The organism is Streptomyces sp. NPDC058145 (genome assembly GCF_042884245.1).
Taxonomy (GTDB): Bacteria; Actinomycetota; Actinomycetes; order Streptomycetales; family Streptomycetaceae; genus Streptomyces.
In genome coordinates this window covers 254,148-279,747 of the sequence record NZ_JBHVUH010000003.1, presented here as the reverse complement: position 1 = coordinate 279,747, position 25,600 = coordinate 254,148, and the positions used below count along the sequence as shown (strand labels likewise).

General features: G+C 71.7%; 22 protein-coding genes. 10 read left to right on the top strand and 12 right to left on the bottom strand.

The features are described 5' to 3' along the window. The first annotated feature begins 7 nt into the window (after nucleotides 1-7). The 7 genes from ACFVVO_RS08120 to ACFVVO_RS08090 all read left to right on the top strand — a co-directional run bounded on the left by ACFVVO_RS08120 (nucleotide 8) and on the right by ACFVVO_RS08090 (nucleotide 9,827). Nucleotides 8-1,063 carry a Gfo/Idh/MocA family protein gene (locus ACFVVO_RS08120; protein ID WP_390052785.1) on the top strand — a complete coding sequence of 352 codons (1,056 nt, stop codon included), beginning with the start codon at nucleotides 8-10 and terminating at the stop codon, nucleotides 1,061-1,063. An 11-nt stretch (nucleotides 1,064-1,074) separates the two neighbouring features. Further along, nucleotides 1,075-2,076: an NAD-dependent epimerase/dehydratase family protein gene (locus ACFVVO_RS08115; RefSeq protein WP_390052783.1), complete on the top strand. Its 1,002-nt coding sequence runs from the start codon at nucleotides 1,075-1,077 to the stop codon at nucleotides 2,074-2,076. Continuing rightward, entirely contained in the window at nucleotides 2,073-3,212 is a 1,140-nt protein-coding gene (locus tag ACFVVO_RS08110) for a DegT/DnrJ/EryC1/StrS family aminotransferase (protein WP_390052781.1), read from the top strand. Before ACFVVO_RS08115 ends, ACFVVO_RS08110 begins: the two co-directional genes overlap by 4 nt. Beyond that, nucleotides 3,209-3,919: a NeuD/PglB/VioB family sugar acetyltransferase gene (locus ACFVVO_RS08105; RefSeq protein WP_390052779.1), complete on the top strand. Its 711-nt coding sequence runs from the start codon at nucleotides 3,209-3,211 to the stop codon at nucleotides 3,917-3,919. The genes ACFVVO_RS08110 and ACFVVO_RS08105 overlap by 4 nt, the downstream gene beginning before the upstream one ends. Further along, nucleotides 3,916-5,034 carry a DegT/DnrJ/EryC1/StrS family aminotransferase gene (locus ACFVVO_RS08100; protein ID WP_390052778.1) on the top strand — a complete coding sequence of 373 codons (1,119 nt, stop codon included), beginning with the start codon at nucleotides 3,916-3,918 and terminating at the stop codon, nucleotides 5,032-5,034. The genes ACFVVO_RS08105 and ACFVVO_RS08100 overlap by 4 nt, the downstream gene beginning before the upstream one ends. A 69-nt stretch (nucleotides 5,035-5,103) precedes the next feature. Continuing rightward, nucleotides 5,104-8,709: a DUF4082 domain-containing protein gene (locus ACFVVO_RS08095; protein WP_390052776.1), complete on the top strand. Its 3,606-nt coding sequence runs from the start codon at nucleotides 5,104-5,106 to the stop codon at nucleotides 8,707-8,709. 71 nt (nucleotides 8,710-8,780) lie between these two features. Next, nucleotides 8,781-9,827, top strand: a complete 1,047-nt coding sequence (locus ACFVVO_RS08090; RefSeq protein ID WP_390052775.1) for a glycosyltransferase family 2 protein — start codon at nucleotides 8,781-8,783, stop codon at nucleotides 9,825-9,827. Nucleotides 9,828-9,844: 17 nt separating this feature from the next. Here the strand turns inward: ACFVVO_RS08090 and ACFVVO_RS08085 are convergent, their stop codons facing one another. Further along, complete coding sequence (locus ACFVVO_RS08085; protein ID WP_390052773.1) at nucleotides 9,845-10,501, bottom strand: hypothetical protein; 657 nt, start codon at nucleotides 10,499-10,501, stop codon at nucleotides 9,845-9,847. A 71-nt stretch (nucleotides 10,502-10,572) separates the two neighbouring features. On the opposite strand from ACFVVO_RS08085, the gene ACFVVO_RS08080 reads away from it, so the two are divergent. Beyond that, on the top strand, nucleotides 10,573-12,600 hold the full coding sequence (locus ACFVVO_RS08080) for an O-antigen ligase family protein (protein WP_390052772.1): 2,028 nt from the start codon (nucleotides 10,573-10,575) through the stop codon (nucleotides 12,598-12,600). Further along, nucleotides 12,597-13,508 (top strand): glycosyltransferase family 2 protein, encoded by a 912-nt coding sequence (locus tag ACFVVO_RS08075; protein ID WP_390052770.1) that lies wholly within the window; start codon nucleotides 12,597-12,599, stop codon nucleotides 13,506-13,508. The genes ACFVVO_RS08080 and ACFVVO_RS08075 overlap by 4 nt, the downstream gene beginning before the upstream one ends. A 21-nt stretch (nucleotides 13,509-13,529) precedes the next feature. On the opposite strand, the gene ACFVVO_RS08070 is transcribed toward ACFVVO_RS08075, so the two are convergent. From ACFVVO_RS08070 to ACFVVO_RS08020, 11 genes are all read right to left on the bottom strand, one after another. After that, a complete protein-coding gene (locus ACFVVO_RS08070) occupies nucleotides 13,530-14,321 on the bottom strand; it encodes a glycosyltransferase family 2 protein (protein ID WP_390052769.1) in 792 nt (263 codons plus the stop codon). Nucleotides 14,322-14,332: 11 nt separating this feature from the next. After that, entirely contained in the window at nucleotides 14,333-15,067 is a 735-nt protein-coding gene (locus ACFVVO_RS08065) for a hypothetical protein (protein WP_390052767.1), read from the bottom strand. A 308-nt stretch (nucleotides 15,068-15,375) separates the two neighbouring features. Then, nucleotides 15,376-16,863 (bottom strand): oligosaccharide flippase family protein, encoded by a 1,488-nt coding sequence (locus ACFVVO_RS08060; RefSeq protein ID WP_390052765.1) that lies wholly within the window; start codon nucleotides 16,861-16,863, stop codon nucleotides 15,376-15,378. Continuing rightward, complete coding sequence (locus tag ACFVVO_RS08055; protein WP_390052763.1) at nucleotides 16,826-17,698, bottom strand: Wzz/FepE/Etk N-terminal domain-containing protein; 873 nt, start codon at nucleotides 17,696-17,698, stop codon at nucleotides 16,826-16,828. The genes ACFVVO_RS08060 and ACFVVO_RS08055 overlap by 38 nt, the downstream gene beginning before the upstream one ends. 51 nt (nucleotides 17,699-17,749) lie before the next feature. Beyond that, nucleotides 17,750-18,865: a non-hydrolyzing UDP-N-acetylglucosamine 2-epimerase gene (gene wecB / locus ACFVVO_RS08050; protein WP_390052761.1), complete on the bottom strand. Its 1,116-nt coding sequence runs from the start codon at nucleotides 18,863-18,865 to the stop codon at nucleotides 17,750-17,752. Nucleotides 18,866-18,868: 3 nt separating this feature from the next. Continuing rightward, nucleotides 18,869-20,128: a nucleotide sugar dehydrogenase gene (locus ACFVVO_RS08045; RefSeq protein ID WP_390052759.1), complete on the bottom strand. Its 1,260-nt coding sequence runs from the start codon at nucleotides 20,126-20,128 to the stop codon at nucleotides 18,869-18,871. After that, a complete protein-coding gene (locus tag ACFVVO_RS08040; protein ID WP_390052757.1) occupies nucleotides 20,128-20,898 on the bottom strand; it encodes a WecB/TagA/CpsF family glycosyltransferase in 771 nt (256 codons plus the stop codon). Before ACFVVO_RS08040 ends, ACFVVO_RS08045 begins: the two co-directional genes overlap by 1 nt. Further along, nucleotides 20,895-22,067 (bottom strand): hypothetical protein, encoded by a 1,173-nt coding sequence (locus ACFVVO_RS08035; protein ID WP_390052755.1) that lies wholly within the window; start codon nucleotides 22,065-22,067, stop codon nucleotides 20,895-20,897. The genes ACFVVO_RS08040 and ACFVVO_RS08035 overlap by 4 nt, the downstream gene beginning before the upstream one ends. A 289-nt stretch (nucleotides 22,068-22,356) precedes the next feature. Next, a complete protein-coding gene (locus ACFVVO_RS08030) occupies nucleotides 22,357-22,956 on the bottom strand; it encodes a DapH/DapD/GlmU-related protein (RefSeq protein ID WP_390052754.1) in 600 nt (199 codons plus the stop codon). 61 nt (nucleotides 22,957-23,017) lie between these two features. Beyond that, a complete protein-coding gene (locus ACFVVO_RS08025) occupies nucleotides 23,018-24,085 on the bottom strand; it encodes a glucose-1-phosphate thymidylyltransferase (protein ID WP_390052752.1) in 1,068 nt (355 codons plus the stop codon). A 137-nt stretch (nucleotides 24,086-24,222) separates the two neighbouring features. Next, nucleotides 24,223-24,822: a hypothetical protein gene (locus ACFVVO_RS08020; protein WP_390052751.1), complete on the bottom strand. Its 600-nt coding sequence runs from the start codon at nucleotides 24,820-24,822 to the stop codon at nucleotides 24,223-24,225. Nucleotides 24,823-25,097: 275 nt separating this feature from the next. Between ACFVVO_RS08020 and ACFVVO_RS08015 the strand changes: the two genes are divergently transcribed. After that, nucleotides 25,098-25,559 carry a pyridoxamine 5'-phosphate oxidase family protein gene (locus tag ACFVVO_RS08015; RefSeq protein WP_390052749.1) on the top strand — a complete coding sequence of 154 codons (462 nt, stop codon included), beginning with the start codon at nucleotides 25,098-25,100 and terminating at the stop codon, nucleotides 25,557-25,559. Nucleotides 25,560-25,600 lie beyond the last annotated feature (41 nt).

Below are 25,600 nucleotides of genomic sequence, written 5' to 3'. Positions count from 1 at the left end.
GAACACAGTGACGCAGACCACGGATCCGCTGGGGGTCGCGGTCGTCGGGGCCGGCTACTGGGGCCCCAACCTCGTACGCAACTTCCAGGCCAGCGAACGGTTCCGGCTGCGCTGGCTGTGCGACCTCGACGTGGACCGGGCCCAGCGGGTCCTCGGCGGCTACTCGACGGTCCAGGCGACCTCGGACTACGCGGCCGTCCTGGCCGACCCCGACGTCGCCGCCGTCGCCGTGGCAACTCCAGCCGGGACCCACCTCGACATCGCCCTGGCCGCCCTGCGCGCCGGCAAGCACGTCCTGGTGGAGAAGCCACTCGCGGCGACCTACGCCGACGGGATGCGCCTGGTCGCCGAGGCGGAGGAGCGCGGGCTCACCCTGATGTGCGACCACACCTACTGCTACACACCCGCCGTGGGCCGCATCCGCGACATGGTCCGCTCCGGCGAACTCGGCGAGATCCACTTCGTCGACTCGGTGCGGATCAACCTCGGACTCGTCCAGAAGGACATCGACGTCCTGTGGGACCTGGCCCCCCACGACCTGTCGATCCTGGACTTCATCCTCCCCGACAACGTCGAGCCGGTCGCCGTCGCCGCCCACGGGGCCGACCCGATCGGCGCGGGACAGGCCTGCGTGGCCTATCTGACGCTGCAGCTCAACACGGGGGCCATCGCCCACGTGCACGTCAACTGGCTCTCCCCGACCAAGGTGCGCACCACCACGGTGGGCGGCTCCAAGCGCACCCTGATCTGGGACGACCTCAACCCGGTGCAGCGCGTCGCGGTCTACGACCGCGGAGTGGACCTGGCCGCGCCGCAGGAGATCGGCGCGGACGAGCGCCGGGAGATGCTCGTCTCCTACCGCTCGGGGGACATGGTCGCCCCCGCGATCGGCGAGAAGGAAGCGCTGCGCGGCATGGTCGACGAGTTCGCCGACGCGATCAGGAACGGGCGGGCTCCGCTGACCGACGGCCGGGCGGGCCTGCGCGTGCTGGACATTCTCGAAGCGGCCTCCCGGAGCCTGGAGTTCCGGGGCGCGGTCGTCGGCCTGCGCGCCGGGCATTGACAGTTCCACCGATGGAGAGGGCACTTCAGTTGAGCAGCGTACGGGGCAAGAAGATCCTGGTCACCGGAGGGGCGGGGACCATCGGGTCCAATCTCGTCGACCTCCTGGCCGAGGGCGGTGCCCGCGAGATCGTCGTGCTGGACAACTTCGTCCGCGGGCGGATGGGCAATCTGGCCGGGGCCCTGCGCAGCGGCGTCGTCGAGGTCGTCGAGGGCGACATCCGCGACGCCGCCGCCGTGCGGAAGGCCACCGACGGCGCCGACCTGGTGTTCCACCTCGCCGCGATCCGCATCACGCAGTGCGCGGAGGAGCCCCGGCTCGCCAACGAGGTCATGGTCGACGGCACCTTCAACGTCCTGGAGGCGGCGGTCGGGGCCGGGGTCGCCAAGGTGATCGCCTCGTCCTCGGCCTCCGTCTACGGCATGGCCGAGGACTTCCCGACGACCGAACGCCACCACCCGTACAACAACGACACGTTCTACGGCGCGGCCAAGGCCTTCAACGAGGGCATGCTGCGCAGCTTCCACGCCATGTACGGCCTGGACTACGTGGCGCTGCGGTACTTCAACGTCTACGGCCCCCGGATGGACATCCACGGCCTCTACACCGAGGTACTCATCCGCTGGATGGAGCGCATCGAGTCGGGCGAGCCGCCGCTGATCCTCGGCGACGGCAGCCAGACCATGGACTTCGTCGACGTCAGGGACATCGCGAGGGCCAATGTGCTGGCCGCCGAGTCGGATCTGACCGACGAGGTCTTCAACGTCGCGAGCGGTACGGAGACTTCACTGAAGGAGCTCGCCGAGGGCCTGCTCGAGGCGATGGGGGCCCGGGGCCTGGAGCCTGAGCACGGGCCCGCCCGCGCGGTGAACGGGGTGGTCCGGCGGCTCGCGGACACCACGCGCTCCGCCGAGCGGCTCGGCTTCACCGCGCGGATCGACCTGCGCACCGGGCTCCGGGACCTGGTCGACTGGTGGCGTGCGGAGCGCGCCGCGGGGGAGGCCGCCCAGTGAGCACCGACCGCATCCCGGTGATGATCCCCTGGCTCGGCGAGGAGGAGGCCCGGGCCGCCTCCGAGGCGGTGCTCTCCGGATGGGTCGCCCAGGGCCCCCGGGTCGCCGCGTTCGAGCGGGCCTTCGCGGAGCGGGTGGGCGCCGAGCACGCCATCGCGGTCAGCTCGTGCACCACCGCCCTGCACCTGTCCCTCGTCGCGCTCGGCCTCGGGCCCGGCGACGAGGTCGTGGTGCCCTCGCTGTCGTTCATCGCCACCGCCAACGCCGTGCGCTACGTCGGCGCCGAGCCGGTGTTCGCCGATGTCGAGCCCGCCACCGGCAACCTGACCCCGGCCACCGTCGACGCCGTCCGCACCTCCCGCACCAGGGCCGTCCTCGCCGTCCACCAGGGCGGCGTACCGGCCGACGTGCACGCCCTGCGGGCCGCCTGCGCCGACTGGGACCTGCCACTGGTGGAGGACGCGGCCTGTGCCATCGGTACGACCGTCGGCGGCAAGCCCGTGGGGCACGGCGCGCTGATCGCCGCCTGGTCCTTCCACCCCCGCAAGGTCGTCACCACCGGCGAGGGCGGCATGGTCACCACCGACGACGCCGAATGGGCCGAGCGCCTGCGCCGGCTGCGCGAGCACGGGATGAACGCCTCGGCGGCCCAGCGCCATGCGAGCACCAAGCCGGTCCTGGAGAGCTACCTCGAGGTCGGCTACAACTACCGGATGACGGACATCCAGGCCGCGGTCGGCCTGGTCCAGCTGGACAAGCTCGACGCGATGATCGTCCGCCGCCGCGAACTGGCGGCCCGCTACGACCGGTTGCTGCGGGACGTCCCCGGCCTCACCCCGGTCCGCGACCCCGCGTACGGGCAGAGCAACTTCCAGTCCTACTGGGTGCTGCTGGGCGAGGACTTCCCCGTCGGCCGGGACGACCTGCTGGCCGCGCTCTCCGGAGCCGGAGTCTCCGCCCGGCGCGGGATCATGGCGGCGCACCTGGAACCCGCCTACGCCGACCACCCCCGCGCGCCGCTTCCGGTCACCGAGCGGATCAGCCGTGACTCGCTGATCCTGCCGCTGTTCCACACGATGACCGAGGCCCAGCAGGACCGCGTCGTGACGGCGCTGCGCGAGCAGGCCCGAGGATGAACGGACTGCTGATCATCGGCGCCGGCGGCTTCGCCCGGGAGACCGCGCAGGCCGTACGGGACGCGGGCGGCACCGACCTGCTCGGGCACCTCGATGACGACGCCGCCCTGCACGGCACCGAAGTGGACGGCGTCCCCGTCCTCGGCGGCTGCGACCTGGTCCACGACCTGTCCCGGGCCCGCGTGGTCGTCTGCGTGGGCAACCCGAGGGACTACGCGGCCCGCGCCCGGCTGGTCCGCAGGCTCGGCCTGCCCGCGGACCGCTACGCCACCGTGGTCCACCCGACGGCCACGGTGTCGCGGACGTCCGAGATCGGCCCCGGCTCGGTCCTGCTGGCGCACTGCGCGCTGACCGCCGCCGTGCGGGTGGGCGCGCACGTCGCGGTGATGCCGCAGGTCGTCCTCACCCACGACGACGTGGTCGAGGACTGCGCCACCATCGCCTCGGGCGTCCGCCTGGGCGGGGGCGTACGGGTGGGGCGGGGCGCCTATCTGGGCTCCGGCGCCTTGATCAGAGAAGGCACGACGGTCGGCGCCTGGTCGCTGATCGGGATGGGGAGCGCCGTGCTCGGGGATGTGCCGCCGGGCGAGGTCTGGGTGGGGAGCCCGGCCCGGCGGCTGCGCGCGGCGGATGCGCCCGCGCTCGACCAACTCGCGTCGCGAGAGGACGACTTCGCGACGCACGCACTGGGGGGACCAGTCACATGAACCAGATTCCGCTCGTGGACCTCAAGGCGGCCCACGAGGAGGTCGCCGACGAGGTACGGGCCGGCTTCGAACGTGTCCTGGCGGGCACCGCGTTCATCGGCGGCGAGGAGGTCCGCCTGTTCGAGCGCGAGTACGCGGACTTCGGCGGCGTCGCGCACTGCGTGGGTGTCGCCAACGGCACGGACGCCGTCGAACTCGCCCTGCGCGCATGCGGGGTGGGGCCGGGCGACGAGGTCGTGGTGCCCGCCAACACCTTCATCGCCACCGCGGGCGCGGTGGCCCGCACCGGCGCCCGGCCGGTCCTCGCCGACTGCCTGCCCGACACCTACCTGCTCGACCCGCAGGCCGCGCTGGACGCGGTCGGCCCGGCCACCCGCGCGGTCGTACCGGTCCACCTCTACGGCCAGATGGCCGACGTGACGGCACTGACCGGCCAGCTGCCCGAACACGTGCCGGTGGTCGAGGACGCCGCACAGTGCCAGGGCGCCACCCGCGACGGCCGGTCGCCGGGCAGCGGCGGCATCGCGGCGACCAGCTTCTACCCGGGCAAGAACCTGGGTGCCTACGGTGACGCGGGCGCGGTGCTCACCGACGACGAGGAGCGGGCCGGCCTGGTGCGCGCCATCGCGAACCACGGCGGTGTCGCCAAGTACCGCCATGACGTGCCCGGTTTCAACAGCCGGCTGGACGGGCTGCAGGCCGTCGTCCTGCGCGCGAAGCTGAAGCGCCTCGCGGCCGGCAACGCGGCCCGGCGGGCGGCCGCGGCCCGCTACGACGAGCTGCTCGCCGGCCTCGCGGCGGCCGGACGGGTCGTGCTCCCGGTGACGGCACATGGCAACGTCCACGTATGGCACCTCTACGTCGTCCAGGTCGACGGGGCCGACCGCGACGACATCGTCGGCAAGCTCAACGCGGAAGGCATCGGCGCCGGGGTGCACTATCCGGCACCGGTCCACCTGACCCCGGCCTACCGCCATCTCAGCCACTCCCGGGGCGACTTCCCGAACGCGGAGCGGACGGCGGAGCGGATCCTGTCGCTCCCGCTCCACCCGCACATCACCCCCGACCAGCAGCAGCGCGTAGTGGACGCACTCGCCCACGCCCTGCGCGGCTGACCGGTCACGGCTTCACGGCTCCACCCCGACCGCACGGGTCGATCCTGCACAGCACCGTGAGAGGTACACATGAGCAAATGGAGCAGACGGATCCGGGGCAGCCGCCTCGCCGTCGTAGCAGCGTTGATCTGGGCGGTGCTCCCGCAGGCGGGGACCGCCCTGGCAGCCTCCGATCCGTGCGGAACGGGTTCGAACCCCGTCGTCTGCGAGAACTCCAAGCCGGGCAGCCCGAAGTCCGACTGGTTCTCGCCCAACGCCTACGGTGACATCAAGGGCTTCTCCACCAAGGAGAGCGTCCAGGCCGGTGACACCGTGCAGTTCAAGGTGCAGTCGAAGGTTTCGTACCACATCGAGATCTACCGTCTCGGCTGGTACGGCGGCGACGGCGCGCGCGAGATGTCCACCGCGGCCCAGGCCGCCGTCACCTACCCGGCCAACTACCTCACCAACCCCGCCGGCTGCACCAAGAAGAGCGGCACCGGCCTGGTCGACTGCGGCAACTGGCCGGTGACCGCCAACTGGACGGTGCCCAGCGACGCCGTCTCCGGCCTGTACATCGCGAACCTGACCCAGACGGACGGCGACGGCCTGATGCCGTACCCGTTCGTGGTCCGCAACGACTCCAGCACCTCCGACATCGTCGTGCAGACCAGCGACCAGACCTGGCAGGCCTACAACGACTACGGCGGCCAGGACCTCTACGGAGGCACCGGACCCGCTCCGGACGGCCGCGCCTACGAGGTCAGCTACAACCGTCCGCTGGACATCGGCGGCGACAACGGCATCTACGGCTCCGAGTACATGATGCTGTCCTGGCTGGAACGCAACGGCTACGACATCAGTTATCTGTCCGGCGTGGACGTGTCGGTCAACGGCGCCACCCTGCTGAAGAAGCACAAGGTGTACCTGTCCTCCGGCCATGACGAGTACTGGACGCAGAGCCAGTACTCCAACGTCCTCGCGGCCCGGAAGGCCGGCGTCCGGCAGGCCTTCTTCAGCGGCAACGAGGTCTTCTGGAAGACGCGGCTCACCCCGAGCATCGACGGCGCGAACACGGCCAACCGCACCATGGTCTGCTACAAGATGACCAAGATGGTGCAGAACAACGGCGTCGCCGACCCCAGCGGCACCTGGACCGGCACCTGGATGGACCCCGCCAGTACCCAGTACGGGCAGGACTACCAGCCGCCGAACATCCTCACCGGCTCCATGTTCACGGTGAACGGCTACCGCAGCGACGCCATCACCGTCCCAGGCGCGTACGGGAAGAACCGGATCTGGCGCAACACCTCCATCGCGAACCTGACGTCCAGCCAGACCGCCACCTTCCCGACGGGCACCCTCGGTTACGAGTGGGACAGCGACATCGACAACAGCACCCGGCCCGCCGGGGCGATCGACGTGTCGTCCACGACGGTGGACATCAACGACGCCAAGCTCCGCATGGACTGGGGCAACGTCTACGGCAACGGCACGGCGACCCACAACCTCGTCGAGTTCCGCGACCAGGACTCCGGCGCGCTGGTGTTCGGCGCGGCGACCGTGCAGTGGTCGTGGGGACTGACCAACATCCCGACGTACAACCCCGACGACACCGTGGTCACCGAGGACGCCCGCATGCAGCAGGCGACCGTGAACATCCTCGCCGACATGGGCGTCCAGCCACTGACCCGGCAGAGCAACCTCGTCGCCGCGACGGCCACCACCGACACCACCGGCCCGGCCGTCACCGTGACGGCCCCGGCCTCCGGAGTCACCGTCCCGGCGCTGAAGCCGGTCACCATCACGGGCACCGCCACCGACTCCGGCGGCGGCGTGGTGGCCCGGGTGGAGGTGTCCACGGACGGCGGCAAGACCTGGAACGCCGCCACCGGCCTCGCGTCCTGGAAGTACACCTGGACCCCGACCACCCCCGGCGCCGCTTCCGTCAAGGTCCGCGCGGTGGACGACAGCGTCAACATCGGCGCCGTCAACACCGTCCCGCTCACCGTCGGCCCGCAGGCCTGCCCCTGCACCGTCTGGCCGGCCTCGGCCGTGCCCGGCACCGTCAACGGCGGTGACGGCAGCTCGGTGGAGCTCGGCGTCAAGATCCGCACCACGGTGGCCGGTTCGATCACCGGTGTCCGCTTCTACAAGTCGCCCTTCAACACCGGCACCCACACCGGAAGCCTGTGGAGCGCCTCCGGCACCCGCCTGGCCACCGGCACCTTCACCGGCGAGACGGCCTCCGGCTGGCAGCAGCTGAACTTCTCCACCCCGGTCAGCGTCAAGGCCAACACCACATACGTCGCCTCGTACTTCGCCCCCAACGGCGGATACTCCTACGACGGCGGCTACCTCTCCGGCGGCGACGCGGGCCTCGCCCCGCTCACGGCCCTGAAGTCCGGTACCGACGGCGGCAACGGCGTCTACCACTACGGCTCGACCAGCGCCTTCCCGTCCTCGCAGTCCTCGGGCAGCAACTACTGGGTCGACGTGGTGCTGGACACCTCGACGGCCAGCACCACCCCGCCGACCGTCACCTCGACCTCTCCGACGTCCGGGGCGACCGGCGTGTCGATCACGTCACCGGTGTCGGCCGTCTTCAGCTCGGCCGTCGACGCCGACAGTCTGACCTTCACCCTCAAGGACCCGGACGGAGACACCGTGCCGGGTACCTGGACGCTTCCCGCGTCCAACAAGGCGACCTTCACCCCGTCGACGGAACTGGCGCTGCACACCACGTACACCGCCTCCGTCCAGGCCTCCGACCTGTGGGGCAATGCCATGGCGGACCCGGTGACCTGGGCCTTCGGTACCAGCACCACCCCGCCGGCGGTCACCTGCCCCTGCACGCTGTGGAGTTCCTCGGCCGTACCCGCCACCACCGACATGACCGGCGACACCAACTCCGTGGAGCTGGGAACCCGGTTCACGTCCTCGACGAGCGGCTGGGTCACCGGTGTCACCTTCTACAAGGGCACCGGCAACACCGGCACCCACACCGGCAGCCTGTGGTCCGACGACGGCACGCTGCTCGCCACCGGCACCTTCACCGGCGAGACTGCCTCGGGCTGGCAGCGGATGACCTTCGCCACTCCGGTGGCCATCAGCGCCGACACTTCGTACGTCGTCTCCTACCACGCGCCGAACGGCCACTACGCGGTCGACGGCGGCTACTTCGCCGCGGCCCACCAGTCCTATCCGCTGACCGGCACCGCCGACACCACCGCGCACCACAACGGGCTCTTCCGGTACGGCGCCGACCCGGCCTTCCCCAACGGTTCCTACGGATCCGCGAACTACTGGGTGGGCCCTGTCTTCACCGCCGACAACCCGAGCGGGTCCCTGGCGGCGCCCGGCGCCTCCGAGGACAACGCGTCCACGCTGACGCACACCGCCGACGCGGGCAGCCCGCTCGTCACCACCCTGCCCGCCAGGACCGCGGTGTCGTCCGTCAGGGCGACCGTGACCGTCCTGTCCGGCCCCCGGGCGGCCGCGGCCAGGAAGCTGCATGTCACGGCCGTCACCTCCTACGCCCGGGCGGGCCACAAGGTGTCCGTCCACCTGTCCGGCCCACTGCCGGACGGCACCCGGTTCAAGGTCACGGTCACGGCCCGGGACAAGCACCGCCACGCGGTGAAGTCCCACAGCTGGACCCTGACGGCCAAGACCGTCCACAAGAAGAAGAACTGACCCGTCACAGCGCACCGGTGGTGGCCCCCGGCGAACCCGGGGGCCGCCACCGGGGATTGGCATTCCCACCGATGAGCAGCGTCAGTGTTGTGATCCCCTGCTACAAGTACGGCCACTTCCTCGCCGACTGCGTGAGCAGCGTCCTGGACGAGCAGGACGGCGTCGACGTCCGGGTCCTCATCATCGACGACGCCTCGCCCGACGACTCGGCGGAGATCGCGCACAAGCTGGCCGCCTCCGACCCGCGGATCGAGGTCCGCGTCCACGAGACCAACAAGGGCCACATCGCCACCTACAACGAGGGCCTGCTGGAATGGGCCGACGGCACTTACGTCGCCCTGCTCTCCGCCGACGACCGGCTGGTCCCGGGCGCCCTGGTCCGGGCCGCCGCGCTCCTGGACGCCCACCCCGAGGCGGGGTTCGCCTACGGGCGCCCCCTGCGCTTCCAGCACGGCGGGCCGCTGCCGCCGGCCCGGACCCGCGGCACCGGCTCGGCCGTCTATCCCGGGCAGTGGTGGCTGGAGCGGCGCTTCCGTGAGGGCACCGGCTGCATCACCTCGCCGGAGGTCGTCGTCCGCACCAGCCTCCAGCGCGAGGTCGGCGGCTACGACCCGGCGCTGCCGCACGCCGGCGACATCGAGATGTGGATGCGGCTCGCGGCGCACGCCGACGTCGGCTACATACGCGGTGCCGACCAGGCCTTCTACCGTGTCCACGGCAAGAACATGTCCACGACGGACTTCGGCGGTCAGCTCGACGACCTGCGCCAGCGCCTCGTGGCCTTCGACTCGGTGCTCGCCAAATGCGCCGACCGGCTGCCCCACGCCGACCGCCTCGCCGACGAGGTCCACACCCGGCTGGCCCGCTTCGCGCTGCGCCGGGCCTACCGTGCCTACGACCGGGGACGCACGGAGGCCGTTCCGGTCGACGAGTGCGTGGCCTTCGCCGAGGAATGCCTGCCGGGGTACGCGGCGCTGCCGGAGTACCGCGCGCTGCGGCTCAGACGGCGGATCGGCCCGAAGGCGATGCCGTACCTCCAGCCGCTGGTGTGGTCGGCCGTGGCCGAACGCGGCCGGGAGTGGCTGTGGTGGGAGTCGTGGAAGCGCCGCGGTATCTGATGGGCGATCAGTTCGGTTCAGCCGGCCGTGGGGACGGGTCCGGCGTGCCGGCCGGGCGCGGCCTCACGACGGCTGATCACGTACCGGTCGAGCCACAGCGCGCCGAGAACGCCGCCGGCCAGGCCCAGCAGACCCGTGCCGGCCAGGCCCCGGCTCCGGTCGCCCCGCACCTCGGCGGCGCTCGGCGAGGTCAGTACGGAGGCGGTGATCCGCGAACCGGCGGGCACCCGCTGGGCCGTCTGCATCTCCTCGACGTGCCTGGTGTAGACGTCGATGACGCGGCGCACCGCCGTCACGGCGGCATCCGGCCCGGAGGCCTGCGACTGGATCTGCAGGGAGGGGATCAGATAGCGGGGCGTCGCGCTGGTGCCGCTGTTGCGGGGGACGAGATGGTAGGTCCCCTGGACTCCCGCCGCCTTCAACTCCCGTGCCCCGGCCGGGGATTCGAGCTGCTGCACGACCCCGTAGGAGACCAGGGCGAGCGGCGGCTGCAGATTGGTGTACTGGTTGGGCTGGTTCCGGGTCACCGGCGGTTTCAGGACGACGACCGCGGAGCCGGTGTACTGCGGCGCGGGACGCACCACCTGGTACGCCGCGGCGGCCGTCAGCAGCAGCGCGACCAGCACCACGTACCAGCGGCGGAGCAGTGCGTCGGCGACGTTCCCGGGCGACATACGAGATCCTTCCGTCAGCCCCGATACTGGCAGGACGCGTGGCGGGATGCCACCGAATGGGGGGATGGTTCATGAGTCTTGGTGAGATCTGGGCCATTCTGCGCAGACGTTGGTACTTCGTGGTGCCCCTCACCCTGCTCAGCCTGGTCTGCGGCGGATACCTGTACGTGACCGTCCCCGTCTCCTACCAGTCGCAGAGCTCGGTCACGCTGCTGGACTCCTCGGCGGTCTCCCGGCTGCCCCCCACCTTCGGCAACCCCATCTCGAACGCGGGCGGTTCGCTCATCGTCACGGCCGACGTGCTGATCAGGACCCTGGAGTCGAACGACGCCGCGAAGGAGCTGCGCGGCCGGGGCGTCACGGACCCCTACACGGCCGGCTTCGCGCCGACGGCCGACAGCCCGCTGCTCACGCTCAGCGTGACCGGGACCGACCGGGCGAAGGTGCTGGAGGAGACCAACACCCTGACCGAGTTCGCCGGCGAGCAACTCAAGGCCCTGCAGGCCGCGGCCAAGGTCCCGCCCGCGTACTTCGTGCAGACGGCGCCCGTCGTCCTGCCGCAGACCCCGGTGGCGAAGTCGAAGAACCGCTACCAGGACATCGCCGCCGTCGTCATCCTCGGTGTCGTCAGCGCCTTCCTGCTGTCGATCCTGATGGAGGGCGTCGCGGTGGTCCGCCGCCGGCGGCACGCCGCGAAGAGCGCCGCCCCGCCGGCCAGGGACACCCGCGTTCCCGGACGGGTCCGCGCAGGACTGCTCGGCCGGCGGGTCGACGCCACGGCGATCCTCACCGTCTACCTGGTGCTGGCCTTCTTCATCCCGTCGAACCTGGCCCTGCCCGCGCTCGGCGGCGTCGGCACCCCCGCCAACGTCTTCGCCCTGCTCGGCCTGCTGTGGTACCTCGCGACCTGGCTCGGCGGACGCGTCCTGCCCGCGCCGGCAACCAGGCTCGCGCGTGTCGCGATGTGCGTGCTGGGGCTGGCCGTCCTGGCGGCGTACATCTCGGACGCGGCGCGGGAGAGCTCGCACGCGGAGGTCCTCGGCGCCGATCGCGGGCTCATCGGGTTCCTGGTGTGGGTGTCGCTGGTCGTCCTGACCTCGGCGGGCGTGCAGGAGCGCGGCCGGCTCGACGTCCTGATGCGCCGGCTGGTGGTGATGGGCTCCGTCGTGGCCGCGATCGGCTTCTACGACTTCTTCTCGGGCACCAACATCGCCGACTCCATCCACATCCCCGGCCTGCAGACCAGCGTCGCCCAGGTGAGCGTCATGGACCGCGGTGCCTTCACCCGGCCCCGGGCCACCACCGCCCAGCCGCTCGAGTTCGGCGGCATGCTGGCGATCCTGCTGCCCTTCGCCATCCAGCAGGCCTTCGATCCGGTGCGCCGCCACCTCCACTGGACGCGCCGCTGGGGTCCGGTGCTGCTCATCGCCGGCGCGCTGCCCCTGACGGTGTCGCGGACCTCGATCATCGGCCTGCTGCTGGTCGCCGCGGTGATGGTGCCGCGCTGGAAGCCGGCCCGGCGATGGGCCGCGATCGGCGTGATGACGGCCTCCGTGGCCGTCTTCAAGGTGCTCGTCCCCGGGCTGATCGGCACGATCACCGGCCTGTTCGCGTCGTTCCTGTCCAACTCCGACAGCAGCACCCAGGCCCGCACGGTCAAGTACAGCGCGATCGTGCCCTATCTGAAGGAACATCCGCTGTTCGGGCGGGGCTTCGGCACCTTCACCCCGGACCGGTACTTCTTCACGGACAACCAGTACATGCTGACCCTGGCCGAGATGGGCGCGCTCGGAATCCTCGCGATGCTCGTCCTGTTCATCGCCGGCATCCACCAGGGCGGTGCCGTCCGGCGGCTGGCCCGTACCGAGGCCGACCGCGAACTGGGGCAGGCGTTCTTCGCCTCGTCGCTGGTCGCGCTCGTCGTCAGCGCCACCTTCGACTCGCTCAGCTTCCCGATGTTCGCCGGCCTGTTCTTCCTGCTGCTGGGGGCGGGGGCCAGCCTGCTGGGCTTCGTCCGGGGCGAGGCGGCCACCGCCGCCGTGCCGGCTCCCGTCAAGACGTCAGAACCCCAGCACCCTCAACTCGTGGAGTCCCGATGAGCCCCGTCGCCGTCATCGTCGTCACCTGGAACAGCGCGTCGGTGCTGCCCGGGTTCCTCGCCGCGCTGCCCGAGGGCATGGCCGGACTCGACTGGCGGCTCGTCGTCGCCGACAACGACTCCGCCGACGACACCGTCGAGGTGCTCCGGTCGCTGGCGCCCGACGCCACGGTCGTCCAGACCGGCCGCAACGCCGGGTACGCCGCCGGGGTCAACGCGGCACTGAAGGCCGCCGGTGAGTGGGAGGGCGGTTACCGGGCCGCGCTGGTCTGCAACCCGGACATCCGGATGCGGCAGGGCTGCGCCGAACGCCTCGTCGACACGCTCGGTGCGCGAGTGGGCATCGCCGTCCCCCTCCTGTACGAGGACGGCCGGGAGGCGCCCCTGCACTCGCTGCGCCGTGAGTCGAGCGTGACCCGGGCCCTCGGCGAGGCCCTCATCGGCAACCGCCGGGCCGGGCGCTTCCCGCGCCTGAGTGAACTGGTCACCGACCCCGCCGCCTACGCGCGGCCCACGCGCCCGGACTGGGCGACCGGCGCGCTCATGGCCCTCTCGGCCGACTGCCTGGCCGCCTGCGGGCCGTGGGACGAGTCCTTCTTCCTCTACTCGGAGGAGACCGAGTACTGCCTGCGCGCGCGGGATCACGGCTACGCCACCCAGCTCGAGCCGACGGCCGAGGCCGTTCACCTGGGCGGTGACTCCCGGGTCTCGGCCCGTCTGTGGACCCTGCTCACGCTCAACCGCGTGCGCCTGTACGGGCGGCGCCACGGGCCCGGCGCGACGGTGTGCTTCCGGGGCGCCGTGTTCCTGCGCGAGGCCTCCCGCGCGGTCCTCGGCAGGAGGGCCAGCCGGGCCGCGGCGGTCGCGCTGCTCAGGCCGGGCGCGCTGCGGGTCACGCCCGGGCCGTGAGGCGCGGCCGCCGGCACGCGCTCAGCCGGACCAAGTGGTGTAGAAACTCTCCGGGTTCACCAGGTACCGCACGGTCGCGTGCGGCACGTGGCGCACGGTGTGGCCACGGCTGTAGCGGTGGACCAGCTCCCAGTCCTCACGGGGCAGCACCTTCGGGGTCCGGCGCAGCCGGCTGAAGTGCAGGGTCCTGTCGCGCCGCGCGACGAAGGCGTTGGTGTCCAGGAAGGACTCGCGGGCGGCCCGGCGGCGGTCGAACGGCACGGACAGGACGTCCCGTTCGGTCCCGTCCGGCAGGACGCGGCGCAGCGCCGTGTAGACGCCGTCCGGCCCGCCGGGGGCCTCCAGCACCGCCAGCGCCCGTTCCAGATGGTCGGGCTCCCAGAGGTTGTCGTCGTCCAGGAAGGCCACGTACCGCGAGCGGGTCAGGCGGATGCCCACGTTGCGCACCACGCCGGCCACTTTGGTGTTGCGCGCCAGCGAGACGGCGAACAGCCGTGGGTCGTCGGGGAGTCCGGGGAGGCCGGCGCCGTCGTCGACGACGATGACGACCTGGTCGCGGACGGTCTGGTCCAGCGCCGAACGGACGGCCGCCCGCAGTTCGTCGGGGCGGCGGTGGGTGGCGATCACCGTCGCGACGAGGGCGGCGGGCGGGGGAGCGGTGGCGGCCGCGAGGCGGCGGGTCTCGGCGGTCTCGACGCGACGCAGCCGCAGCGCGGTGGGGGCGAGGAGGACCTTGTTGCGGAGCTCGAACAGGACGAGCCAGCCGAAGGCGCGCTTGAGCAGTTCCCAGGGGGCGCGGGCGATACGTCTCATGATCCTCTTCCTCAGCCGGCCGGCTCGGGGGCGATCGAGTGCCCGTGGGTGAACCGGTTGCCGCGCCAGACGTTGCCCGAACCGCCGGCGTTCCAGGCGGTGACGGCGCCGTAGTGGCCGGAGTTGCGGTGGTACCGGGTGGAGAAGACGTTGTCCGTGACCTTGATCCCGGTGGCGCCCTCACCGCCCCCGTACAGGGCGTAGGCGCCGCCGGCCAGCAGATTGCCGTCGATGACGGTGTTGGAGACGGGGCCGGTGTCGGCGAACAGGCCGATGGCGGCCGAGGCCCCCCGGTCGACGGGGACGGCGTTGAGCAGGGTGTTGTGCCGGATGATCAGGCTGCCCTTGTTGCTCCCGCCGCTGATCACCGCGTCGGTGTGCTGCCACTCGCCGCCGGCGTTGTGGAAGGGCACCAGGTCGTGGACGTAGTTGTCGTGGAGGTTGCCCTGTCCCATGGAGAGGGCGTTGCCGAAGACGGAGACGTCGCACCAGCCGACCTCGATGGAGCTGGTGCCCATGTTGGAGACGGCGTAGTCCACGCCCCCGTTGTCGGGGCCCTTGCCGGGGACGGCGGTGATGGTGCTGTGCAGGATCCTCAGACCACTGTGCCCTGGACGCAGGTTGACCCCCCACCAGTTGGTGGAGGTGATCCTCGAGTCGATGATGGTCACGTCGTTCGCGTAGACGTCGAGTGAGCCGGTGATGTCCCACCCTCTGATGACGGTGCCGTCGGTCTTGACGCTCATGTTCCCGGTGGAGTGCGGCTTGAGCGGGATGCGCGGGCCGGTGGAGCGGGTGTCGGGGAAACCCGCTTCGGCGCGTGCCGCCGGTGCCGCGGGCGGCGAGGATGCCCTGCGCGGCGAGGGGCTCCCGGGCGACGACCCGGCCGGGGACGGTGCGAGGACTTCCGGCGACGAGGGGGTCCCGGACGCCGGGGGAGGCGGGTGGGCCGTGCCGCGGGAGGGGCCCGGGGCGGACGGTGCGGCGTCGGCACCCGAGGAGCACGCGGCGCAGAGTAACAGGGCGAGTACGGCGAGCAGTCGGTGGAGCCTGGTCACGCGGCCTCCGGGATTCGGGCGCCGAGCAGGAAGCGGCGGCTGGGCAGGACGCACACCACATAACAGGCCAGGGCGGTGGCGCCGATGACGAAGAGGGCGACGGTGCCGTCGCCGAGGAGCCGCTTCGCGGCGAGCGTCACCAAGGTCATCACGGCTCCCCCCAGGAAGGGCCAGGTGCAGGCCCTGACGATGTGGGCGAGGCCGATCCCGGCCCGGCCGAGGGCGTACAGAAAAGCGGGGACGACAAGACCGGCCGCGACGATGACGTGTCCCTGGGAGACGCCGACGATGCCGCCCAGGCGGGCGCCGGCGATGAGGACGGGGACGAGGGCGACGACCCACAGGCCCTGGACGAGGATGAGGGAGCGCCGCTGTCCGGCGGCGACGAGGCAGTCGTAGGCGAGTTCGCAGCCGATGCGGACCAGGCCCAGGGCCATCAGCCAGGGCAGCGCCGAGGCGGCGGGCACCCACGTGCTCCCGTAGACGAGGTGGACGACCGGCGCCGCCAGCCCGCCGAGCAGCACGCACAGCGGGACGGTGCCGGTGACCAGCACGCCCAGGGCACGGCTGAAACCCTGCGCGAGGGCCTCCGGGGAGCCGGCCAAGCGGGAGAAGCCGGCGAAGGAGACGCGGCGGGCCGCCTCGGAGATGATGCGCACCGGCCAGCCCGACATGTTGAACGCCAGGACGTAGAAGCCGAGGGCGACCGAGCCGAGGGAGGAGCCGACGACCATGGTGTCCACGTTGACGACGGCGAGCGCGAGAAGGCTCGCGCCGGCCAGCGGAAGCCCGAACCTCAGCAGGGCGCGGGCCTGTTGGGAGTCCCAGCCGAACCGCAGCATGCCGGGGGCGGCGAGCGCGCAGCCGGCGAGCGCGGCGACGTTGCCGGCCACCGCTCCCCAGGCGAAGCTCATCGCGCCCCAGCCGGCGAAGGCCAGCACCAGCGTCACGGTGGTGCTGAGGACAAAGTTGAGCGCGTCGATCACCATCCGCCTGCCCTGGGCGAACTCCCGGGTCAGGAAGCCGGCGGGCACCTGGGCCACCCCGTCCAGCACCAGGCACAGGCACATCACCCGCAGCACGCCCGAGGCCCCGGGCGAGTCCAGCAGGCCGGCCACCGTCGGCGCCGAGACGAAGATGGCGGCGTACAGCAGGACGCTGGACGCGGTGCCCAGGGTCAGCACGGTCGGCGCGAAGCGGCGCGGGTCGCCGTCCCAGCGGACGATGGCCAGGCCGACACCCAGCTCGTTCGCGGAGAGCAGGACCAGGAGCACGGTCTGGGCGATGCCGTAGACGCCCCATTCGGCGGGGCCGAGGGCGAAGCGCGCCAGCAGGATGCCGGTGGCGAAGTTGCCGAGGCGCATGACCACGGTGTTGATCAGACTCCAGCGGGCCGCGGAACGGACCTTGCGCCCGAGGGAGGGGGAAGCGGGGGTGTCGCTCGGCTCAGCGGTCTCGCTGTCCGGTGTGCGAACGCTGTCCATGAGTCGACTCCTCGTCGAGCGGCTCGGCGGCGGGCGCCACGGCCACGGCGGGCCGTCCGGCCCCCGGCTCCGCGGCGGGCCTGTTCTCGGCGGACCGCGACCAGCTGGGCGGCGTCCTGAGGGCGATCGTCCGTTCCACGGCCGATTCCCCTGCTGATTCCCCGGTCGCGGGGTCGGCTGCGGGCGGCCCGGAGACGGCGGCAGGCCGCGCGGGTTCCTCCGCGCGAACCGGCGGGCGCGGCCGGCGGCGCGCCTCCACGTAGAAGGCGGCGACCAGGCTCAGCACCAGGCCCAGGCCCCCGGCCATGACCAGGTACTCCAGCCTGGTCTTGGTCTGCGCCACCGGGTTCTGCGGGGGCACGATCGTGGTCATGCGGATCATGGCCTTCGGGGCGACCGACTGCTGCTTCTGGAACTGGTCCAGCCGCTCCTTGGCGTACGCGGTCAGGATGCGGTCCGAGGCCAGGACGGCGGCCTTGTCGGTGCCGGTGACGGTGAGCCACATCAGCGGCCCCTGCGCGTTGTCGGCGAGCTTGGCCTCGAACGTGCCCTTGACGCCACGGGACTTGAGTTCCCGCAGGGAGCCGTCGGAGCTGAGGTTGCGGGCCAGGCTGTCGGCCATGCCGGTGAGCGAGGTCTGGGTGCTGAGGAACGGATTGCCGTCATAGGCCACGGTGGCCTTCTGAGAGTTCAGAAGGGCCACCGTGCTCTGCGACTGGTAGGTGACCGGAACCACCAGCGCCACGCCGACCGCCAGCGCGGCGGTCAGCAGCAGTCCGGGCAGCAGGACGTACCAGCGCCTGCGCATGACCCGGAAGATCTCAGCGAGATCCATGGTGGTCCCCCCTCACGCCCCGACCCCCGATGAGCATATGTTGCAAGCGGATCATATGGTGGATGTTTGGTCGGTGGGCCTCGGCCGGCTGCTCGCGGTCCCTCCCTCCAGCAGCACGCCGGCGATGCGGTCGCTCGCCCGGCCGTCCCACAGCTCGGGCAGGCGCGGCGCGGGCGGATCGTCCAGCACCCGGTTCACGGTGGACACGATGCGCGCCGGATCCCGGCCCGCCAGCACATTGGTGCCCTGCTCCACCGTGACGGGCCGCTCGGTGTTGTCCCGCAGGGTCACGCAGGGCACGCCGAGCGCGGTGGTCTCCTCCTGCACGCCGCCCGAGTCGGTCAGCACGAGGCGGGCGGAGTCCTGCAGCGCGATGAAGTCCAGGTACCCGGCGGGCGGCACCAGCCGGATGCCTCCTGGGACGCCGATGCCGGCCAGCCGTTCGGCGGCGCGCGGGTGCACGGGCAGCAGCAGCGGGCAGCGGCCGGCGATCTCGCCCAGGGCCTTCAGGAGCCCGGCGAGGACCTCGGGATCGTCCACGTTGGCGGGGCGGTGCAGGGTGACCAGACCGTACTCCCCCCTGGTCAGGCCGTACCGGTGGAGGACGTCCGAGGCGCGGGCCCGTTCCAGGTTGGCCAGCAGCGTGTCGATCATGACGTTGCCGACCAGGTGGATCTGGTCGTCCCGGTACCCCTCGGCGCGCAGGTTCCCGGCGGCGTCGGGGGAGGGGGCCAGCAGATAGTCGCTGACGCGGTCGGTGGCGACCCGGTTGACCTCCTCCGGCATGCTCCAGTCACGGCTGCGCAGTCCGGCCTCGACATGGGCCAGCAGCGGGCCCGCCTTGGCGGTGACCAGGGCGCAGGCCAGGGTGGAGTTGATGTCGCCGACCACCACGACGACGTCCGGGGACAGTTCGCCGAGCAGTGGCTCGAACGCGGTCATCACCCGTCCGGTCTGCTCGGCGTGGGTGCCGGAGCCGACCCCGAGGAAGTGGTCGGGCGGCCGGATGCCGAGGTCGGTGAAGAACACCTCGTTCATGGCCGGGTCGTAGTGCTGACCGGTGTGGACGAGGATCACCTCGGCGCCCCGGCGTTCCAGCGCGTCCATCACCGGTTTGATCTTCATGTAGTTGGGTCGCGCACCGGCGACGCAGACGATGCGGGGCATGGTTCAGAGCACCTCGATCGTGGGCCCGGCCGACAGCCGGCGGCGGCAGTCGAGGACGAAGCGGGCGTGTTCGGCGATGAGTTCGTAGTCGAAGCTGTCGTGGTCGGTGAGCAGGACCACCACGTCGGCGGCGGCCAGCTCGTCCGGCACCGGTTCGACCCGCACCAGCCGGGTGTCCACCGGGAGGCTCTCGACCACGTGCGGGTCCGCCGCCTTGACCTGGGCCCCCATGTCGAGCAGCAGCTGGGAGATGCGCAGGGCGGGCGACTCGCGGGCGTCACCGGTGTTCTTCTTGTACGCCAGGCCCAGCAGCAGGATGTTCGAGCCGTTCACGGACCGGCGTCTTTCGTTGAACAGGTCGCTGATGCGCCGTGCCACGTACTCGGGCATGTGGTTGTTGATGTCGTTGGCCAGCTCCACGAAGCGGAAGCTCTGCCCGAGTTCGCGCTGCACCCGCCAGGACAGGTACGAGGGGTCGATCGGCAGGCAGTGGCCGCCGACGCCCGGTCCGGGCGTGAACTTCATGAAGCCGAAGGGCTTGGTGGAGGCGGCGTCGATGGCCTGCCAGACGTCGATGTCCAGGTGGTGGGCGAACATCGCGATCTCGTTGACCAGCGCGATGTTGACGTGCCGGAAGGTGTTCTCCAGCAGCTTGGCGAGCTCGGCCTCCTTGGGCGAACGCACCGGCACGGTGGTGTCGACGAGCTGCCCGTAGAAGTCCCGCACGGCCTCCAGCGAAGCCGCGTCGACGCCGGACACGACCTTCGGGGTCTCCTTGAAGCCCCAGACGGCGTTTCCGGGGTCGATCCGCTCCGGGCTGTAGCCGAGGTGGAAGTCGGGGCCCGCGGCCAGACCCGAGCCGTCCTCCAGGATCGGGGCGAACAGCTCCTGGGTGGTGCCGGGATAGGTGGTCGACTCGAGGACGACGGTGGCGCCGGGGCGCAGATAGCGGGCGAGGGTGACCGCCGACTCCCTGATGTACCGCAGGTCGGGGGTGCCCTCGTGCAGCGGCGTCGGCACGGTCACCACGGCGACGTCGAAGCCGCCGCAGTCCCGGGCCGCGTCGCTGGGGCGGTAGCTGCCGTTGTCCAGTGCGGCGCGGATCCGCTCCGAGGAGACGTCCTCGACGAACGACTCCCCGGCGGCGAGGCTCTTGATCCGCCGGGAGTCCACGTCATAGCCGATCACCTCGTGACCGACCTCGGCGGCCCGGATGGCCAGTGGCAGGCCGACATATCCCTGTCCGACCACGACGACGCGCATCAGTGACTCCTGTTCGCGGAGGCGGGCGACGGGGTGAGCCGGATGAACTCGCGCGCCGTCATGAGGACGAAGGCAGCATTGGTGGTGAGGTAGCGCCGGCCCAGTCGGCGCGGCTCCTGCAGCGCCCGGTAGAGCCACTCGACGCCCCACCGCTGCCAGGACACCGGGGCCCGTCTGGTGACCCCGGCCAGGATGTCGAAGGAGCCGCCGACCCCGTGCACCACGCGGGCGCCGGTGCGCTCGCCGTACGCGGCGGTGAAGATCTCCTTCTTGGGCGAGGTCATGCCGAGGAACAGCATCTGGGCGCCGCTGCGGGCGATCGCGTCCGCGACGGCCTCCTGTTCAAAGTCGTCGAAGTAGCCGTTCCGGCTGCCGGCCAGCTTCAGGCCGGGGAAGCGGTCGGCCACCTCGCCCAGCATCCGCTCCAGCACCTCCTGCCGGGCGCCGAGGAAGTACACGGACATGCCCGCCGACTCCGCCTCCGCCAGCAGCCGCAGGAACAGGTCGATACCGGCCACCCGTTCCGGCAGCGGGGCGCGCAGGAGCCGGCCGGCCCAGACCACGGCCTGTCCGTCGGCGAGGACGAGATCACAGCCGGCCACGGCCTCGGCGAGCCGCTTGTCCCGCCGCATGTTCACCAGCTTCGCGGCGTTGACCACCCCGATCTCGAGCTGCCGGCCCTCCCGGACCGCGGCCAGGCAGCGCCGTACGGTCTCGTCCATGGTCAGTGGGTCCAGTTCGACCCCGAAAAGGGACTGACGCCCGCTCATACGTGGCCTCCCTGCCAGGCGTGGAGCATCCAGCCGAACTCGTACGGCCGGCATTCGCGGTCCACGGAGACCGGGCGGTACACCCGGTCCAGGGGCTTCAGCCGGAGGTTCGGAGCGACCCGGGTGCCCAGGCCCCGGGCGGCGCGTACGGCCTTCTTCGGGTCGCCCCGGAAGACCTTGCGCCAGGTGACGCCGAGCTCGTCGAGGATCAACGACTCCTGTTTCCGCGGGTGTTCCGCCAGTTCGGGTACGTCCGTCATCCAGCCGAGGCCCTTGCGGACCGACGCCGCGAAGTCGGTGCCGCCGGCGTCGGCGAGGTCGAACAGGGCGGTCGGTGCCATCGCGTGCTGGTGGACGCTGTAGACCGGGTAGCCCTCCACGACGCCGCCGGTGCGCGCGTCGTAGTGCCACCACCACTGCCCGCCGTCGCCCTGCAGCTCGCAGATGCGCGCGGCGCAGGCCTCGGCCGCGGCCAGTGCCTCCGGATCGCCGTCCCCGTCACCGCAGGCGTGCGCCCGGGCCAGGGCCTGGAGCGGGTACGTCTGGTCGGCGAAGCAGCTCACATGGGCCCGGTACCAGGGCACCAGGCCGGGGCCCGTGGCGTGCGGGAACAGCGGGCTGTTCCCGATCCGGGCCCGCAGCAGACGGTCGCGGGCCGAGCTGAGACGCCCCTCCACGTCGACCGTGCCGTGCGACGCCGCGAGGGCGGACAGCACCCACGCCGCCTCGACGGTGTACTGCGGCCGGCCCTCCTCGTCCAGGGCACCCATCCGGTCGAGGGCGTCGGACAGCTTGGGATGCCCGGTGTCGGCGGCGGCCCAGGCGATGAGCGCCGCGTCACCGAGGTTGGTCACCGCGGGCAGTGACTCGATCAGCAGACCCGTGAACTCCTGGGCGGTGCGGCCGCCGAGCACCGCGCGCTGGCGGTTCTCGGGCAGGAACCGGACCCCGAGCGCGGTGATGGCCGCGTACCGGGTGCTGGTCCCGCGCCGCTCCAGCGTCCAGGAGCCGTCGGGTGACTTGTGCCCGGCCATGGTGAAGGCGAAGGCCTCCTTGCCGGGAAGCAGCATCGACGGAAGCCCCGACTCGGCGACCGTGAGCAGTCGTTGGGCGAGCGTGAGCAGCGCCGGCTCCTCACGGCCGAGCGCCGCCAGACGTGTGATGGTCATCGTTCGGACACACCAACCCCCCTGTGGGTCCTGTTTTCGCGCAGACTTGAGAACGCCGCGGCGCGAACGGCCGGGCGGTGTAAAGGCAATGCGGATGTCAGGCGCCGGAGCGGCTGCCGCTCCTCGCTTCAGGCACAGATGTCCCCCACTCTGAAACCCCCCCCGGGCACTGCCGAATCGTGTGCTCCCTGTGCTGAGTCTGCACAGTTCGCACACATGTTATGCCTGCAGATGTTCGGCGTTCGGTGTTTTGGGAGAATCGACATCGGTACGTCGGCAGATCAACTCGTCATACGCGCGGGACGAGTTCGCCGTCCTTCTCGTCGTACCGCTCACCGGTCTCGGGGCACTCCCAGCAATCCGGCTCGCCCTCCCGCTCCACCAGCCGGACGCCGGCCCGGCCGACCCAGCCGATCCGGCGCGCGGGCACCCCCGCCACGAGGGCGAAGTCCGGCACGTCCCGGGTCACCACGGCACCCGCCGCGACCAGGGCCCAGCGGCCGACGCGCACCGGCGCCACACACACCGAGCGGGCCCCCAGCGACGCCCCCTCGCCCACCACCACGGCCACGGCCTCCCAGTCGCCGCCGCGCTTCAGCCGGCCCCGCGGGTCCACGGAACGGGGGAAGTGGTCGTTGGTGAGCACCGCCGCCGGGCCGACGAACACCCCGTCGCCGAGCACCGCGGGTTCGTAGACCAGTGCGTAGTTCTGGAGCTTCACGTGGTCGCCGATCCGCACCCCGGGACCGACGTACGCCCCCCGGCCCACGATGCACCCGCTGCCCAGCCGGGCGTCCTCCCGTATCTGGGCCAGATCCCAGACCGTCGTGCCGTCACCGATCGCGGCCGCCTCGTCGACCTGGGCGGTGGGCTGGATCCTGGTGTTCACCGGGTCGGTCTCCTCTTGTCGTCGGTGCGGCCGGCACGGCCGGTCACCGGGCTGCCGGTCGTCATGAAGAGATCTGCACCTTGCTGTGGTCGCCGAGGACGAACCGGTGGGCGGCGGGCTTGCGGGGGGAGGGGGTCACCTCGACGTTGCGGCCGATGAGGGAGGCCTCCACCCGCCGGACGCCGCTCACCGAGGAGTCGCGCAGCACGATCGAGTACTCGATCTCGCTGTCCTCGATCCGGCAGTCGCCGGCGATCGAGGTGAAGGGGCCGATGTAGGAGTCGGTGATCACGGTGTTCCTGCCGACGGTCACCGGGCCCACGATCCGGCTGCCGGTCACCTTCGCCCCGGGCTCGATCCGCACCCGACCGATGATCTCGCTGTCGTCGTCGACGGTGCCGTCGATCCGGCGCTCCAGGGTCTCCAGCACCGAGCGGTTGACCTCGAGCATGTCGGTGACGTTCCCGGTGTCCTTCCAGTACCCGGAGATCGTCGTGGAGCGCACGTCACGTCCGGCGTCGATCAGCCACTGGATGGCGTGCGTGATCTCCAGCTCGCCGCGCCAGGAGGGCTCGATGGAGCGCACGGCCTCATGGATCGCCGGGGTGAACAGATACACGCCCACCAGGGCCAGTTCGCTCTTGGGGTGCCTCGGCTTCTCCTCCAGGCCGATCACCCGCCCTGCGGCGTCGAGCTCGGCCACGCCGAACGCGGTCGGGTCCGGCACCCGCGTCAGCAGGATCTGGGCCTGGGGCCGCTCGGCGCGGAAGGCGTCCACCAGGTCCGTGATGCCGCCGACGATGAAGTTGTCGCCGAGGTACATCACGAAGTCGTCGTCGCCCAGGAACTCACGGGCTATCAGCACCGCGTGGGCCAGGCCCAGCGGGGCCTCCTGCGGGATGTAGGTGACGGCGAGCCCGAACGCGGAACCGTCGCCGACCGCCTCCCGGATCTCCTCGGCCGTGTCCCCGACGATGATCCCGACCTCGGTGATGCCGGCCTGGGCGATCGCCTCCAGGCCGTAGAACAGCACCGGTTTGTTCGCGACGGGTACGAGCTGCTTCGCCGAGGTGTGGGTTATGGGGCGCAAACGGGTACCTGAGCCACCAGACAACAAAAGTGCCTTCATGCGTATCAGCCTACTTACAGCGGACTTGCTGACGGAGGGATTCCGGGTACGGAACATCCCGTCCTCATGGACCGTCATGCCGCCGAGGCCGCACTACCGTTCGGCGGACGCGCGGGAGGGCAGGTTGATGCCGCCGGTCAGCCGGTCTTGTGCCCCCACCGCGGACCGAACAGGGCCCACTCCCGGTCCCATTCCCCGATGCGCCGCCGGTCGAGCCACCACCGCCCGGCGCACCGGACACCGAACGCCGCGCCGGTCAGGGCGAGCGCGGCCGAGGCGCCCAGCAGTGCCGACTCGGCGGCCGCCTCGCCGGCGGTCAGCGGCGCGCTGATCGGCCTGCCCTGGGCGTCGAGCCAGATCTCCACGGCGGCCCCGGCCCGCTGCCCGCCGGACACCAGCGTGCTGCCGCTGTGCGGGGTGCCGTCCGGAGCCGTCCAGCGGACCCGCGCCGAGGTCAGGTCGTTGCCCGTGCCCGCGATCGCCGAGCGCGGGGCGTCGGCGAGCAGCACGGCCCGGACCGGTGTCCGCTCGGCCCGCTGCCGGCCGAAGGAGTGGCCGGCGGCCTGGGCGGTCACCAAGCCGACGAGCGTGCCGCCCACCACGACGAGCACCCATACGGCGAGCAGGAACCATGCCTCGAGCACGTCGTCGCGGCGCCGGAGCGGATTGCTCCGCCACCGCCACAGCAGGACCCCCGGCCGTCCCCGCTTGCCGCTCATGAGGCCGCCCTCGCGCATCTGTCCGCACCTCCCGTCGTCACACTCAGAAGGTCGCAGCCCGGGCGGTGCCGTGGCATGGGCCGGCCAGGCGCGGTCGCTGGGCCGACCGGGGCACTCCTGGGGGGCGCCGATGGGCCGCCCGGCCCTCCCGCGGCGCCGTGCATCCACGGGCCGTTCTCCGGGGCCGGAGGGACCGGTGGCCCCTCCCATCGCGGCCGGGATCCGGCAGAGCATGGAGCGTGATCCGGTTCACCAGGCGAAACCGGTCCACCAGGCGAAAGACGGGCTGTCCGATGTACCCGAACGATGGTTTCCGTGAACTCGGCCGTCACGAGTGCATGCGCCTGCTGGCCACGGCACCCGTCGGCCGGATCGTGCACACGCGCCAGGCGCTGCCCGCCGTCGTGCCGGTGAACTTCTGTCTCGACGACGACGGGGCGGTGCTGCTGCGCACCTCGGCGGCCTCGGAGATGGCCCGCGCGGTCGACGGCTCGGTCGTGGCCTTCGAGGCGGACGCGGTCGACGCGGACAAGCAGTCCGGGTGGAGCGTCGTCGTCACCGGACGGGCCGGGGTCGTCACCGACCCGGCCGAGGTGGAGCGCCTGGACCGGATCGGCCCGCGCTCCTGGGTGCCCTCGCCCGAGGAGATCTTCGTGCGTATCGAGCCGGAGCTGGTCACCGGCCGGGAGCTGGTCGGCGGCCGCACGATGTACGGCGTGCATCTCTCGGCCGGAGGCGCGGCACACGGGGCGTGATCGCCCTCCTCCGGCACGTGGCCGGCCGCACGCCGTGGGTA